Source organism: Mesorhizobium abyssinicae (genome assembly GCF_049887195.1).
Lineage (GTDB): Bacteria > Pseudomonadota > Alphaproteobacteria > Rhizobiales > Rhizobiaceae > Mesorhizobium > Mesorhizobium abyssinicae.
This window is the reverse complement of the sequence record NZ_JARAKC010000008.1, coordinates 283,430-298,212: the sequence shown is the minus strand read 5'-3', so window position 1 is coordinate 298,212 and position 14,783 is coordinate 283,430. Positions and strand designations below refer to the sequence as shown.

Genomic DNA, 14,783 nt, shown 5'->3' with positions numbered 1-14,783 from the left:
GGCGTTACCAGCGCGGGGATCAGGCACGGCGCCGAAATAGCTTTCAAGGCTCGAAATGGCAGTCTCTCCCTCGTTAAGACTGCCTGCTCACAGAATCCCTTCTCAGCCCAACTTCAAGTCCCAAAAAGCCATATGCGATTCCCCTGCCCTCAAGGGGGAGATTGGCAGCTTAGGCGCCGGCGCCCCTCCTGCAGCGTTGGCGATTGGCGAAAGTGCAGGCGACATCTGATCTCCCCCCTTGAGGGGGAGATGTCCGGCAGGACAGAGGGGGGCGCTGTCCCGCCAGCGTTCGGCAACTCATCGTCGCGCCAGCCCCCACCTCCCTTGGCCTATCTCTCCCGGCTTTATCCGCAACGCCATATCGGCTAAGGGCAGGCACCAATCCTTTTGCCCGGACTGCCTGCAAAAATGACCGCCAAGCCAATCCCGCTCTTCCTCGGCATCGACACCGGCGGCACCTACACCGACGCCGTGCTGTGGGCGGAGGAGGGCGGGCCGAAGGGCAAGGTGCTGGCCAAGGCCAAGGCGCTGACCACCAGGCACGACCTCGCTGTCGGCATCTCCGGCGCGGTCGACGCGGTGCTGCAGAAATCCGGCACCGATCCGACGGCGATCAAGCTGGTGTCGATGTCGACGACATTGGCAACCAACGCGCTGGTCGAAGGCCAGGGCGGCCGCGTGGCGCTGGTCATGATCGGCTTTTCCGAGGCCGACCTCGCCCGTGACGGGCTGAAGACGGCGCTCGGCAGCGATCCGGTGGTGTTCTGCCCCGGCGGCCATGACGTGCACGGCAACGCGGCGAAGCTCGACCTCTCCGGCCTCGAGGCCGCGCTGCCGGAGCTTGGGCGCTCGGTGTCGGGCTTTGCCGTCTGCGCCTACTTTGCCACCCGCAACCCGGCACACGAGCTAAGCGCCCGGAACCTAATTCGCGACATCACGGGCCTGCCGGTCACCGCCAGCCACGAACTGTCGGCCAAGCTCGGCGGCCCGCGCCGGGCGCTGACCACGCTGCTCAACGCCAGGCTGATCTCGATGATCGACCGGCTGGTGGCGGCGACCGAAGGCTTTCTGGAAGCGCGCGGCATCGCAGCACCGCTGATGGTGGTGCGCGGCGACGGCGCGCTGGTTTCCGCCGCATTCGCCCGCCAGCGGCCGATCGAGACCATCCTGTCCGGTCCGGCCGCCAGCCTCGTCGGCGCCCGCCACATGACCGGCCTCGACGATGCCGTCGTCTCCGACATCGGCGGCACCACCACCGACGTCGCCGTGCTGGACAGCGGCCGCCCGCGGCTCGATCCGGAAGGCGCCACCGTCGGCGGCTTCCGCACCATGGTCGAGGCGGTGGCTATGCGCACCTTCGGCCTCGGCGGCGATTCCGAAGTGGCGCTGGAGGACGGCGCGCTCAACCCGAAGATCCTGCTCGGGCCGCGCCGCCTGGTGCCGCTGGCGCTGGCCGGCATGGCGCATGGCGAAGCAGTGACATCGGAACTGGAGCGGCAGCTGCGCGCGCCGAACCCCGGCCGCATGGATGGCCGCTTCGCCGTCCGCACCGGCGTGCCGGACAGGCTTGCCGCGGGCCTCACCGCGCCGGAGGCAAAACTCTACGAGGCGATCGGCGCCACCCCGCTGGCGCTCGACCGGCTGCTCTCTTCCAACGCGCAGAACGCCACGCTGAACCGGCTGGTGGCGCGCGGCCTCGTGCATATCTGCGGCTTCACGCCGTCGGACGCTGCCCATGTGCTCGGCAAGCAGGCCAACTGGCATGCCGCCACCGCGCGCCTCGGCGCCGAGCTGTTCGCCCGCAAGCGCGACGGCCGCGGCCAGGCGATCGCCGCGACGCCGGAAGCGCTCGCCGAACGCGTGCTGGTGACGCTGACGCGCTGGTCGGCCGAATACATCCTCGAAACCGCCTTCACCGAGGACGGGCTGGACGGCGCCGCCGCGGTCGCGCACGCGCTGGTGCAGCGCGCCGTCGACGCCCATCCCGGCATCGCCCGCCTCAGCGTCGCGCTCGACCGCCCGGTCATCGGCCTCGGCGCCTCGGCGCCGCTGCATTATGCCGGCCTGCCGCGGCTGGTCGGCAATGGCTGCGTCGTGCCGGACGATACCGACGTCGCCAACGCGCTCGGCGCCGTCGTCGGCCAGGTCCGCGTCTCGGCCGAGGCCCGGATCAGCCAGCCGAAGGAAGGCCTGTTTCGCCTCGCCTCGGGCCAAACCGTGCGCGACTTCACCGACGAGGCGAAGGCGATCGCCGCAGCCGAAGCCGATGTCCGCGCAATCGTTGCCGAGCGTGCCAAGGAAGCCGGCACCGACAACGCCGAGATCGACGTCGCCACCGAGCTCAAGGTCTCGACCGTCGAGAGCCAGCGCATGTTCATCGAGGCGCATGTGGTGGCGGTGGCATCGGGACGGCCAAGGATTGCGGTGTGAGGCGCCCTTTCCTTCTCCCCGTTTCACGGGGAGAAGGTGCCCGAAGGGCGGATGAGGGACGGCGCCGACCAACGTGATTTCGCAGCACCGCCTACTTTGCGTAACGCCGCGCCGCCCCTCATCCGGCTGCCGCCACCTTCTCCCCGTGAACGGGGAGAAGGACGCCTTCACCCTAAGCCGAATTGACCCCGTAACCCCAAACATGCCAAAGGCCCGGCAAAGCCTACAGCTGGAGACGTGCTGATGACCGACCGCATCGAGACCGCCGGGTTGCAGATCGCCCGCGAGCTGCATGACTTCGTGGCGGCCGAGGCAGCACCCGGCACCGGCATCGGGCCGGAAAAATTCTGGACCGGCTTTTCCGCCATCGTCCACGAGCTGGCGCCGAAGAACCGGGCGCTGCTGGCAAAACGCGACGCGCTGCAGGAAAAGCTCGACGGCTGGTATCGCCAAAACGGCGCGCCGCTCGACATGGAGGTCTACAAGAGCTTCCTCAAGGAGATCGGCTATCTGGTGCCGGAAGGCCCGGCCTTCAGCGTCTCTACGCAGAATGTCGATCCGGAGATCGCCGTCGTTGCCGGGCCGCAGCTGGTCGTGCCGGTGATGAACGCGCGCTATGCGCTCAACGCCGCCAACGCCCGCTGGGGCTCGCTCTATGACGCGCTCTACGGCACCGATGCCATTCCCGAGACCGGCGGCGCCGAGAAGGGCAAGGGGTTCAATCCGGCGCGCGGCGCGAAAGTCATCGCCTGGGCCAAGGATTTCCTCGACCAGTCGGCGCCGCTGACGTCAGGCAAATGGGCCGGCGTCAACGGACTTTCGTTCACCAACGGCATGCTGCGGCTGGGCGAGGGCGCCGGCTCCACCACGCTTGCCGATCCAAGACAGTTCGTCGGCTATCGCGGCGATGCCGCCAACCCGGAGGCGGTGCTGCTGGTCAGGAACGGCCTGCATATCGAGATCCGCATCGACCGCGCCAACCAGATCGGCCGCACCGATCCGGCGGGGATCGCCGATGTCATCCTGGAATCGGCGCTGACCACCATCCAGGACTGCGAGGATTCGGTCGCCGCCGTGGATGCGCAGGACAAGGTCGTCGTCTACCGCAACTGGCTTGGCCTGATGAAGGGCGATCTCGCCGAAGAGATCAGCAAGGGCGGCAAGAGCTTTGTCCGCAAGCTCAACCCCGACCGCGCCTACGCCGCGCCCTCCGGCGGCGCGCTGACCCTGCCCGGCCGCTCGCTGATGCTGGTCAGGAATGTCGGCCACCTGATGACCAACCCGGCGATCCTGGATCGCGACGGCAACGAAGTGCCGGAAGGCATTATGGACGCCGCGCTGACGGCGCTGATTTCGCTGCACGATGTCGGCAAGAATGGCCGCCGCGCCAATTCCCGCGTCGGTTCGATGTATGTGGTGAAGCCGAAGATGCACGGGCCGGAGGAGGTCGCCTTCGCCGTCGAGATCTTCGACCGCGTCGAGGCCCTGCTCGGCATGGCCAGGAACACCATCAAGATGGGCATCATGGACGAGGAGCGGCGCACCACCGTCAACCTCAAGGAAGCGATCCGCGCCGCCCGCGAGCGCGTCGTGTTCATCAACACCGGCTTCCTAGACCGCACCGGCGACGAGATCCACACCTCGATGGAAGCCGGCCCGATGATCCGCAAGGGTGACATGAAGCAGGCCGCGTGGATTTCCGCCTACGAGGCCTGGAACGTCGACACCGGGCTGGAATGCGGGCTGGCCGGCCATGCCCAGATCGGCAAGGGCATGTGGGCGATGCCCGACCTGATGGCGGCGATGCTGGAGCAAAAGATCGCCCATCCGAAGGCCGGCGCCAACACCGCCTGGGTGCCGTCGCCGACGGCGGCGACGCTGCACGCCACGCATTACCACAAGGTCGACGTGCACGCCGTCCAAGTGGCGCTGAAGAGCCGGCCGAAGGCGAGGCTCGACGATATATTGTCGGTGCCGGTCGCGGTGCGGCCGAACTGGACGCCGGACGAAATCCAGCGCGAGCTCGACAACAATTCGCAAGGCATTCTGGGCTATGTCGTGCGCTGGATCGACCAGGGCGTCGGCTGCTCGAAAGTGCCTGACATCAACGATGTCGGCCTGATGGAGGACCGCGCCACGCTGCGTATCTCCTCCCAGCACATCGCCAATTGGCTGCGCCACAAGGTGTGCTCGGAAATCCAGGTCAGGGATTCGCTGCAGCGCATGGCGGCCATCGTCGACCGCCAGAATGTCGGCGATCCGCTCTACCGGCCGATGGCGCCGGATTTCGACAATTCAATTGCCTTCCAGGCCGCCTGCGACCTGGTGTTCAAGGGAACGGTGCAGCCGAACGGATATACGGAGCCGGTGCTGCACGCGCGGCGGCTGGAGCTGAAGGCGCGGAACAAGGCCGAGTAGGGTGGCGGCCGTTTCGGTTCACGCCGCCGGCTCGGTGGCACGCGCCTGCGGCCTTGATGATTGGCGAAACCACTGGCGAGAGCGTCCTTCTCCCCGTTAACGGGGAGAAGATGGCGGCAGCCAGATGAGGGGCGGCGCGACGGCCATCGGATTCCGCGCCACCCTACATGCCCCTTGCGACCCCAAATGAAGACGGGCGGCTGCACCGGGGCTGGATGAGCGCCTGCGCTGCCCCTCATCCCCCTGCCGGGACCTTCTCCCCGTAAACGGGGAGAAGGACTAGACTACGCCGCCTGCGCCATGCGCTCCGCGGTCATCCGGTAGGAAATCGCTTCGGCGAGATGGATCCGCCCGACCGTCTCGCTGGCATCGAGATCGGCGAGCGTGCGCGCTACTTTCAGCACGCGGTGATAGGCGCGCGCCGAAAAGCCGAGCTTTTCGCTGGCGTCCTTGAGCAGGGTCAGGCCGGCGCTGTCGGGTCTCGCGATCTCCTCGATGACCGAAGGCGCGCAATGCGCATTGGTGGTCATGGTCGCGCCAAGCCGCTCGAGTCGCTCGCGCTGGATGGTGCGGGCGCGTGCCACGCGCTGCGCCACCGAAGCGCTGCTCTCGGCCTTGTCGGGCCGGATCAGGTCGCTGGCCGAGACCGCCGGCACCTCGATCCTGAGGTCGATGCGGTCGAGCAGCGGGCCCGAGATGCGCGCCTGGTAGTCGGTGCGGCAGCGCTCGCCGCGCAGGCAGCGATAGCCGGGCTCGCCCGACATGCCGCAGCGGCACGGGTTCATCGCCGCGATGAGCTGGATACGTGCCGGATAGGTGACGCGGTGGTTGGCACGCGCGATCACGCAGTCGCCGGTCTCCAGCGGCTGGCGCAGCGCATCGAGCGTCTGCGGCGTGAATTCCGGCAATTCGTCGAGGAACAAGACGCCGTGATGGGCGAGCGAGACCTCGCCGGGTCGCGCCCGCAAGCCGCCGCCCACCATCGCCGCCATCGAGGCCGAATGATGCGGGGCGCGGAACGGCCGCCGGTCGGTGAGCTTGCCTTCGCCGAGTTCGCCCGCCACCGAGGCGATCATCGAGACTTCCAAAAGTTCCTTCGGCGCCAGCGGCGGCAGGACCGACGGCAGCCGCTGCGCCAGCATCGACTTTCCAGAACCTGGAGGCCCGACCATCAGCAGATTGTGGCCACCCGCAGCCGCCACCTCCAGCGCCCGCTTGGCGCTCTCCTGGCCCTTGATGTCGGCGAGGTCCGGCAGGTCGCGCGCCGCGAGCTGGATGCCGGCCTCGGGCCGCGACAGCACCTGCGTGCCGCGAAAATGGTTGGCGACGGCGATCAGGCTGCGTGGCGCCAGGATGTCGAAATCCTTGCCGGCCCACGCCGCTTCCGGCCCGCAGGCGAAGGGGCAGATCAGGCCCTTGTTCTCGGCATTGGCGCCGATCGCCGCCGGCAGCGCGCCGGCCACCGCCGCGATGGTGCCGTCGAGCGACAATTCACCGAGCACGACATAGCCGGCCAGCATGTCGCCCGGAATGGCGCCGAGCGCCGCCATCAGGCCGAGCGCGATCGGCAAATCGTAATGGCTGCCTTCCTTGGGCAGGTCGGCCGGCGCGAGGTTGACGGTGACCTTCTTCGACGGCATCGACAGGCCCGAGGCATGCAAAGCCGCCTGCACCCGCTCGCGGCTCTCCGCCACCGCCTTGTCCGGCAGGCCGACAATATGCATGCCGACCTTGCCAGGCGCGATCATCACCTGGACATCGACCGGCACGGCCTCGATGCCCTGGAAAGCGACCGTGCGAACCCGCGCCACCATCTTGCTCTGCCCCCGGATACCTGTCCGCCCGCCGGTCCTGCGATCAGGCGGCGAGCGGGGTCAGCCAAGACAACCACAGATTTTCGGATTGATCAAGAACATTACGAGAACAGATACCGACGCCAACTGAGCAACGGAGTCGCGCTCGACACACATAATTAACCACATTGGCAAAAAGGCGGGACGCGGCCGGGTTTGTCACCGATCCGACGCGCGTACGATGCTATCGTTGGGATCGGGGGGCATCCACAGCACGTCCAGGCGCGAAGGCGAGGAAGACAGGATGCCGACCTTAAGCAATGGCAGCGAGCTCACCGTATGGGAAGAAGCCGACAATCCCAATCCGAGCCCTGACGCGGTCCTTTTCAGCATTACCGAAACCGACGGCGATGTGATCGGGCCAATAGGAGCAAAGCCGGATTTCCCGTTCGGTGGGATCGACCTGGCTTCGGTCGATGTCTTCGACGGCTTTTTCACCATCACCAGCTTAACCAACGAGGGCCGAACCGAGACCTGGACGACGGTGGAGACGCAGGTCTTCGACAATGACGGCAATCTTATCCGCACCTTGTCCGACCAGGCCGCTTTCATGTCGGCCAAGATTGTCTCGGTCAACGCCGACAGCCCCGACACCATCACGGTGACATGGATCGGCGCGAACGAATATTTCGGCGGCGAAAACACGCAGTACGGGCAGCATCAGATCATCCTGGAAGGCGGCGCGCAGCAGCCCGACAGCTTCGTCAATCATGCGCCCACCGCCGCCGATCTGAACGTGTCGGTTTCACAGGGGCAGTTTCTCGACGACATCAAATTCAGCGCCGCGGACGCCGACTACGATCTCTTGAGCTTTGTCGTCGTGGACGGGCCGGACCACGGCACCCTCGAGCAGAGCACGAGTTTCGACGGCAACTACTACCCGTTTCACCAGGGGCACTACGGCTCCAGCCTGCACTATCATGCCGACTTTCTGAGCGGCAATCTGTTTGACTACACGCCCGAGGCCGGCTTCGTCGGCACCGACACCTTCACGGTCTACGCGACCGACGGCCAGGGCAACAGCAATGTGGCGACGATTACGATCGCGGTGACGCCACCGGCCGAATCCATCGCGTTGAGCGACGTCACGAATGTCGTGAACTATGGAGGCTACGATCATGCCGTGCTCGTCGCCGCGCTCGGCGGTGGCGACCGCATCAGCGGCACCCCGTTCAACGATACGCTCGACGGCGGCGCCGGCCACGACCAGCTGTTCGGCGGCGCCGGCGCCGACACGATCATCGGCGGCGCTGGCACGGATTGGCTGAAGGGCGACGCCGGCAACGACGCGATAAGCGGCGGTGCGGGCACCGACGGCATCCGCGGCGATACGGGCGACGACGTTCTCGACGGCGGCGCCGGCTCAGACGACCTGCGCGGCGGCGCTGGCGACGACATCCTCAATGGCGGCGCCGGCCGCGACTTGCTGGCCGGCGACGCGGGCCGGGATGTCTTCGTGTTCGACGCACTCGGACCGGCGAACTACGACCGTATCGTCGACTTCAACGCGCTTGACGATGTATTTCGGCTGGACAGCTCCGCATTCGTCGGGCTGTCGGCCGGCCCGCTTTTCGCTGCCGTCTTCACGGTCGGCAGCGAGGCCATCGATGACAGCGACCACATCATCTATGACGACGCGACCGGCGCTCTGCTGTTCGATCAGGACGGGGCGGGTGGGGCGGCGGCCGTCCGGTTCGCCACCGTGGACCCGGGCACCTGGCTCACTGCGGACGACTTCTTCGTGGTCTAGACGCGGGATCGCCTTTTGTCCTCGACGCAGTCCCAGAACAGGCTGGCGATGTCGGCGCCGCCGAAGCGCTGCACCTCGCGCACGCCGGTCGGCGAGGTCACGTTGATCTCGGTCATGTAGTCGCCGATGACGTCGATGCCGACCAGGATGAAGCCGCGCTCCTTCAGTGACGGACCGATGCGGGCGCAGATCTCGCGCTCGCGCTCCGTCAGCTCGGTCTTCTCGGCGCGGCCGCCGACATGCATGTTGGAGCGGGAATCGTGCTCTGCCGGCACGCGGTTGATGGCGCCGACCGGCTCGCCGTCGATGAGGATGATGCGCTTGTCGCCCTTGCGCACGTCCTTCAAATAGCGCTGCACGATATAGGGCTCGCGGAACATCTGGCCGAACATTTCGAGCAGCGAGGCAAGGTTGCGGTCGGCCTCGTGCAGATGGAAGATGCCGGCGCCGCCATTGCCGTAGAGCGGCTTGACGATGATGTCGCCGAACTCCTTGCGGAAGGCCGCGACCTCCTGCGGATCCTTGGTGATCAGCGTCTCAGGCATCAGGTCCGGAAATTCGGTGACGAAGATCTTTTCCGGGCTGTTGCGCACCCAGGCCGGATCGTTGACCACCAATGTCCCAGGATGGATGCGCTCGAGGATATGCGTGGTGGTGATGTAGTTCATGTCGAAGGGCGGGTCCTGCCGCAAAAGCACGACGTCCATCTCCGACAGGTCGGTGCGCACCTTCTCGCCGAGCGAGTAGTGACTGCCCTTCTCGTCGCGCACCTGCATCTCCTCGATGCGCGCGAACACCCTGCCATCGCGCATCGACAGCCGGTCGGGCGTGTAGTGGAAAAGCTTGTGGCCGCGCCGCTGCGCCTCCAGCGACAGCGCGAACGAGGTGTCACCGGCGATCGACACGGTGGAGACGTGGTCCATCTGGACGGCGATGTTCAGCGGCATAGGGGTCTCCGGCACAATGGAGCGACGTGTGTCCGTTTGGACGGGCAAAGTGCGCTCCAACACTTTGAAACTATGCCGCCGATATAAGGAAATCGGCGGGCTCTGCCAATCGCGACATTTTGAAGATCGCATCAGCCAGACGCGAACCGGCCGGGCGATTGCAGACAAGGCGAGAACCCGCGTCATCGTTTTCTTAAGCCTTGCCATGCAAGGGTGGTTCGAATGAGCCCGGCCCTGCCGACGCCGGACCCGGTCCTTGATGGAACAAGAACCATGAACGCCGTCACAACTATCCGTGCCGCCCAGACCAAGCAGCTCGAGCTGACCATCCTGATGCCGTGCCTCAACGAGGCCGAGACGCTTGCCGTCTGCATCGGCAAGGCAAAGGCCTTCCTCGACAAGGCCGGCATAGCGGGCGAGGTGCTGATTGCCGACAACGGCAGCACCGACGGCTCCCAGGAGATCGCGACGGCGATCGGCGCCCGCGTCGTGCCGGTGCCGCAGAAGGGCTATGGCGCGGCGCTGCTCGGCGGCATCGCCGCCGCCAGCGGCCGCTTCGTCATCATGGGCGATGCCGACGACAGCTATGATTTCAGCGCCCTGGACGCGTTCGTGGCGCGCCTGCGCGACGGCGCCGACCTGGTCATGGGCAACCGCTTCCGGGGTGGCATCGAAACCGGCGCCATGCCGCCGCTGCACCGCTATCTCGGCAATCCGGTGCTGAGCTTCATCGGCCGCCTGTTCTTCCGCATCAAGACCGGCGATTTCCACTGCGGCCTGCGCGGCTTCAATGCCGAGAGCATCAGGAAGCTCGATCTGCAGACCACCGGCATGGAATTCGCCAGCGAGATGGTGGTGCGCGGCGCGCTTGCCGGCCTGCGCATCGAGGAGGTGCCGACCACGCTCAAGCCCGACGGCCGCAGCCGGCCGCCGCATCTCAGGACCTGGCGCGACGGCTGGCGGCACCTGAAATTCCTGCTGGTCTACAATCCGCGCTGGATGTTCTTCATTCCGGGCATGGTGCTGGGCGGCCTCGGCACGCTGTTCGCTGCCCTTTTAGTGTTCGGGCCGCTCAGGGTGATCAACAATCTGTCGCTCGACCTCAACACCTTCGTCGCCGCCTGCTTCATGATCGTCACCGGCGTGCAGCTCATCACCTTCGGCGTCATCTCGCGCTACTATGCCGAGGTCACCGGTATCCTGCCGCGCAGCCGCAGGTCCGACTGGCTGACCAGGACCATCAGCACCGATCGTCTCGCCGCCAATGCCGGCATTTGCTTTGCCGGCGGCTTCGCGTTTTGCGCCTACGCCGTGCTGCGCTGGGCGCATCTCGGCTTCGGCCCGCTGGACGATTCCGAAATCCCGCGCATCGTCGTGCTCGGCCTCAGCCTGGTCGTCATTTCGTTCCAGGCCTTCTTCTCGGCATTCCTGCTCGGCGTCCTGGAAATTCCGGTCAAGCGGCTGCGAAACGGCCCGTCCAGCGAACTGCCGGCAGGCGAGAACCAATGATCGACGCGCTGCCGGGCTTCGTCCAGACGCGCCTGTTCCGCTTCCTGGTGGTCGGCGTCGGCGCGGCCCTGCTGCTGTTCGTGCTGTCGTGGCTGCTGGTTTCGCTCGGCCTTTCGCCGTTCGTCGGCAGTGCCGCCGCCTACGCGATCGCCTTCGTCGTCGCCTATTCAGCCCAGCGCGGCTGGACCTTCGGCGGCGAGCACGATCACGCCACGGCGTTGCCGCGCTATCTCGCGCTGCAGCTCGGATGCGCCGTCTTTTCCGGCCTTGTCTCGCATGTGGCGGTTGCGCATTTCGGCCTGTCGCCGCTTGCCATGTCGGCGCTGACCACGGTCGCGACAAGCGCGCTGAGCTATGTCGCGTCGTCGCTCTGGGTGTTTCCGGCACGCGGCTAGAGCATGATGCCGAAAAGTGTGAAGCGGTTTTCGGGCGACATCATGCTCTATCTCTTTGATTTAGAGTCGGATTCAGATTTCAGGTCGACGACCTGAAATCATCCGGCTCTAGCGCATTTGCGCGCGCGCTTTACGCTTTGTGAAGCGTGCGGCGCTAGCCTGCGGCGCCGACCACTCGCCCGAAAGTCGATCCATGACCGCTGCAAATGCCGCGATTCCTGCCGGGGAAACCGCCCGTTCCTGGCGCATGGATCTTGTGGCGGCGTTGCTCGCCACGCTGGTGGTGCTTTTGGTCAACGCCCATGCCGGTTTCCCGGAATTGGCCAACGCCGGCGGCGACAATGACAGCCTGCTGCAGCTGGTCCAGGTCCGCGACCTGCTGGGTGGCCAGGGCTGGTTCGACATGCACCAGTACAGGATGGGGCCGGAAGGCGGTTTCGTCATGCACTGGTCGCGGCTGCTCGACGCGCCGCTGGCCCTCGGCATCCTTATCATGTCGGCCCTGACCGGCAGCAGGCCGCTTGCCGAGCAGGTCGTGCAGGTGGCCTGGCCGGCCCTGCTCTTCTGGCTGACGCTGTTCTTCACGGTGCGCGCCGCACGCAGTGTCGGAGGCGCCGGCGCGGTGCTCCCGGCCGTGGTTGTCGGCGCCGCCGCCTACCACTTCATCGGTATCTATTCACCGGGTTCGCTCGATCACCACAATGTCCAGGTGATGCTGACCATGGCAAGCCTCAGCCTGCTGCTCGATGCACCCGCCCGCAAATGGATGGCCTTGCCCGCCGGCGTCTGCGCGGCGCTGACGCTGGCCATCGGCATGGAAAGCGCGCCCTATGCCGGCACCATCGGCGCCCTGGTCGCTGTCCTGTTTCTGGTCGACGGCGTGCGGGAAAGGCAGATCGCCAGGAATTTCGGTTTCGGCTTCGCAGGAGTGTCGGCGTTGGTCTTCGTGACGACCGTCCCGATGTCCGCTTGGGGTCAGGCTCAATGCGACGCCTTTTCGATCGCGCAATTCGTTGTCGCCGCCATTGCAGGCATCGGTCTGGCGGCATCCGCCTCGATCGATGCCGTGGCCAGTCGCTGGCAGCGCCGGCTGCTGGCGATCGGCCTGCTCGCCGCAACGCTTGCCGCGGTCGTCGTGGTGGCCTTCCCGCAATGTCTCGCCGCACCCTATGCCGGTCTCGATCCACGCCTCAAGGAACTGTGGCTCGATCACATCGACGAAGCCCAGTCGCTGTTCACGCTGCTCGTTCACAAGCCGGCCAGTGTGGCCGCGCGCTATGCGACGCCGTTGCTGGCCATCGTGGTGATGGCGTTGCGCCTCGCGCATGGCGGCCGGCGCCGGCAGGACAGCCTCGTCGGCGCCCTGCTCATCGTCGCCTTCCTGGTCAGCGCCTGGGAGATACGCGGCTCGACCTTCTCGATCGGCTTTGCCGTGATCCCGCTCTCGGCATGGATCGCCAGATGGCGCCGGCGGGTCGAGGTCAGCCCTTCGCGAAGCGTCTCGCTGCGCATGGTCGCGGCCTGGCTGCTGTCGGTGAACGCGCTCTGGGCCGGCACCGCCACGGCGATGTCGTCGGCCTTCGAGCCGGTCAAGGCCGATGACGCCGGCGTCGACAGGAACTGCGAGAGCAAGGCTTCCTTCGCGGCCCTCGCCGGGCAGCCCGGCACCACGGTGCTGGCGATCTCCAATCTCGGCTCGCCGATCCTGGCCTATACCGGACATCGCGTGTTTTCCGGACCCTACCATCGCAACATCGCCGGAAACCTTCTGGCGCTCGATGCTTTCCTGGGCTCGGACGCCGATGCGCGGGCGATCGTCGAAAGCCATCATGTCGGCCTGGTCGCTGTCTGTCGCGGCAGCGTCGAAAGCCAGCTTCTCGCCGAAAAGGCGCCGAAGGGCTTTCTGGCCGGTCTGATCGATGGCCGGGTGCCGGAATGGCTGGAGCCGGTGGCCGAAAGCCGGGGCGCTCCGATCGAACTCTACCGCGTGCGCGAAGGCGGTTGAACCGCCGTTTCGGCGCATGAGAAAATCGATTTCTCGATACGTTTCCTAAAGGGTTTCCTGCCAGTCTCACCGCAAATTCCGACGTGCAACAGGAACACCGATGCAAACGACGTTTGCCACCGGGCAGGCAGGCAGGGAAAACACGGATCTGGCCTTCACAGATCCGCTGACCGGGCTTGGCAATCATCGCCGCTTCTTCGACAAGGTCGACCGCCTTATCAGCGACCGTTCCGAGGACCCGGCGCCCTTCACCGTCGGCATCCTCGACCTCGACGGCTTCAAGCCGATCAACGACCTGTTCGGCCACAAGGCCGGCGACGATATCCTGATCCAGGTGGCGATGCGGCTGCGCGCCTCGATGGACAGCTATTCCACCGTCTGCCGCATCGGCGCCGACGAGTTCGCCTTCCTCTATCCGATGGTGTTCTCAGAGGAGGCGGCGGCCGAAAAGGCGCGCATGCTGATCGAGATCCTGTCGGCGCCCTATGACGTCGGCGAGCGCACCGCCAGGCTTTCGGCCTCGGTCGGCTGCTCGCTGTTCTATTCCGGCGACGAGACCACCGACATCCTGCTCAACAAGGCCGAAACCGCGCTCTACCATGCCAAACGTTCCGGCCGCGGCCGCGTCGTCGTCTACACACGCGAGATGGAGGAGGCGGCCAAGCGCGTCACCCGCATCGAGCAGGCGCTGCGCCGCGCCGTCTCGGCCGGCGAGGTCGAGCCGCATTTCCAGCCCATCGTCGACCTGAACACCCGCCGCACCATCGGCTTCGAGACGCTGGCGCGCTGGACCGACCGCGACCTCGGCACCGTGCCGCCGACCGTGTTCATCCCGATCGCCGAGGAGCGCGGCATCATCGGTCCGCTGTCGCAGCTGGTGCTGCGCAAGGCCACCGAGGCCGCCCGCAGCTGGCCGAAGGACCTGTTCCTGTCCTTCAACCTGTCGCCGTCGCAGCTCGTCGACCAGAACACCGGCCTGCACATACTGGCGATCCTCGACCGCACCGGCTTCGATCCGCGCCGGCTGGAGATCGAAATCACCGAGACCGGCCTGATGAACGATCCGGCCTCGGCCGAGAAGATCGTCGAGGATCTGCGCCGCGTCGGCATCCGCGTCTCGCTCGACGATTTCGGCACCGGCCAGTCCTCGCTCGGGCGCCTGCGCGAATTCCATTTCGACAAGCTCAAGATCGACCGTGCCTTCGTCTCCTCGATCCTCGACGACCGCCCGTCCGAGCACATCATCCGCGCCATCCTCGCCATGTGCGAGGGGCTCGGCATGGATGTCGTGGCCGAGGGCATCGAGGAGGAGGCGCAGGCCGACCGCCTGGTCCAGTTCGGCTGCGCCGGCGGCCAGGGCTACCTGTTCGGCAAGCCGGTCGATGCCGACGCCACGCTCGGCTATCTGCGCGATTCCTATCGCGGCGCCTTGCACGCCAAGGCGATCTGAACGCCGTTCCGCACGGATCCAGCCCG

10 protein-coding genes are annotated in these 14,783 nt (G+C 66.4%); 7 read left to right on the top strand and 3 right to left on the bottom strand.

Features of this window, described 5'->3' with window-relative positions:
• Nucleotides 1-408: 408 nt before the first annotated feature.
• The gene (locus PU724_RS19970; RefSeq protein ID WP_354420511.1) at nucleotides 409-2,430 is read left to right on the top strand and encodes a hydantoinase/oxoprolinase N-terminal domain-containing protein; all 2,022 of its coding nucleotides are present in this window, start codon (nucleotides 409-411) and stop codon (nucleotides 2,428-2,430) included.
• A 243-nt stretch (nucleotides 2,431-2,673) separates the two neighbouring features.
• Nucleotides 2,674-4,848 (top strand): malate synthase G, encoded by a 2,175-nt coding sequence (locus PU724_RS19965; RefSeq protein WP_354420510.1) that lies wholly within the window; start codon nucleotides 2,674-2,676, stop codon nucleotides 4,846-4,848.
• A 284-nt stretch (nucleotides 4,849-5,132) separates the two neighbouring features.
• Here PU724_RS19965 and PU724_RS19960 read toward each other — a convergent pair whose 3' ends face one another.
• Together PU724_RS19960 and PU724_RS19955 are read right to left on the bottom strand one after the other, a co-directional pair.
• Nucleotides 5,133-6,662 carry a YifB family Mg chelatase-like AAA ATPase gene (locus PU724_RS19960; protein WP_354420509.1) on the bottom strand — a complete coding sequence of 510 codons (1,530 nt, stop codon included), beginning with the start codon at nucleotides 6,660-6,662 and terminating at the stop codon, nucleotides 5,133-5,135.
• Between the two features lie 198 nt (nucleotides 6,663-6,860).
• Nucleotides 6,861-7,262, bottom strand: a complete 402-nt coding sequence (locus PU724_RS19955) for a hypothetical protein (RefSeq protein WP_354420508.1) — start codon at nucleotides 7,260-7,262, stop codon at nucleotides 6,861-6,863.
• Between PU724_RS19955 and PU724_RS19950 the strand changes: the two genes are divergently transcribed.
• Nucleotides 7,252-8,451 (top strand): Ig-like domain-containing protein, encoded by a 1,200-nt coding sequence (locus tag PU724_RS19950; RefSeq protein WP_354420507.1) that lies wholly within the window; start codon nucleotides 7,252-7,254, stop codon nucleotides 8,449-8,451. The genes PU724_RS19955 and PU724_RS19950 overlap by 11 nt on opposite strands.
• Here PU724_RS19950 and gshB read toward each other — a convergent pair.
• On the bottom strand, nucleotides 8,448-9,398 hold the full coding sequence (gene gshB / locus PU724_RS19945) for a glutathione synthase (protein WP_354420506.1): 951 nt from the start codon (nucleotides 9,396-9,398) through the stop codon (nucleotides 8,448-8,450). The two genes, PU724_RS19950 and gshB, sit on opposite strands and share 4 nt — an antisense overlap.
• Nucleotides 9,399-9,671: 273 nt before the next feature.
• On the opposite strand from gshB, the gene PU724_RS19940 reads away from it, so the two are divergent.
• The 4 genes from PU724_RS19940 (at nucleotide 9,672) to PU724_RS19925 (ending at nucleotide 14,757) form a co-directional block, all read left to right on the top strand.
• Nucleotides 9,672-10,907, top strand: coding sequence for a glycosyltransferase family 2 protein (locus PU724_RS19940; protein WP_135859346.1), 1,236 nt, complete (start codon nucleotides 9,672-9,674; stop codon nucleotides 10,905-10,907).
• The gene (locus PU724_RS19935; protein ID WP_135859347.1) at nucleotides 10,904-11,302 is read left to right on the top strand and encodes a GtrA family protein; all 399 of its coding nucleotides are present in this window, start codon (nucleotides 10,904-10,906) and stop codon (nucleotides 11,300-11,302) included. The genes PU724_RS19940 and PU724_RS19935 overlap by 4 nt, the downstream gene beginning before the upstream one ends.
• 193 nt (nucleotides 11,303-11,495) lie before the next feature.
• Entirely contained in the window at nucleotides 11,496-13,307 is a 1,812-nt protein-coding gene (locus PU724_RS19930) for a GtrA family protein (protein ID WP_354420505.1), read from the top strand.
• A gap of 100 nt (nucleotides 13,308-13,407) precedes the next feature.
• Nucleotides 13,408-14,757: a putative bifunctional diguanylate cyclase/phosphodiesterase gene (locus PU724_RS19925; protein WP_127309285.1), complete on the top strand. Its 1,350-nt coding sequence runs from the start codon at nucleotides 13,408-13,410 to the stop codon at nucleotides 14,755-14,757.
• Nucleotides 14,758-14,783 lie beyond the last annotated feature (26 nt).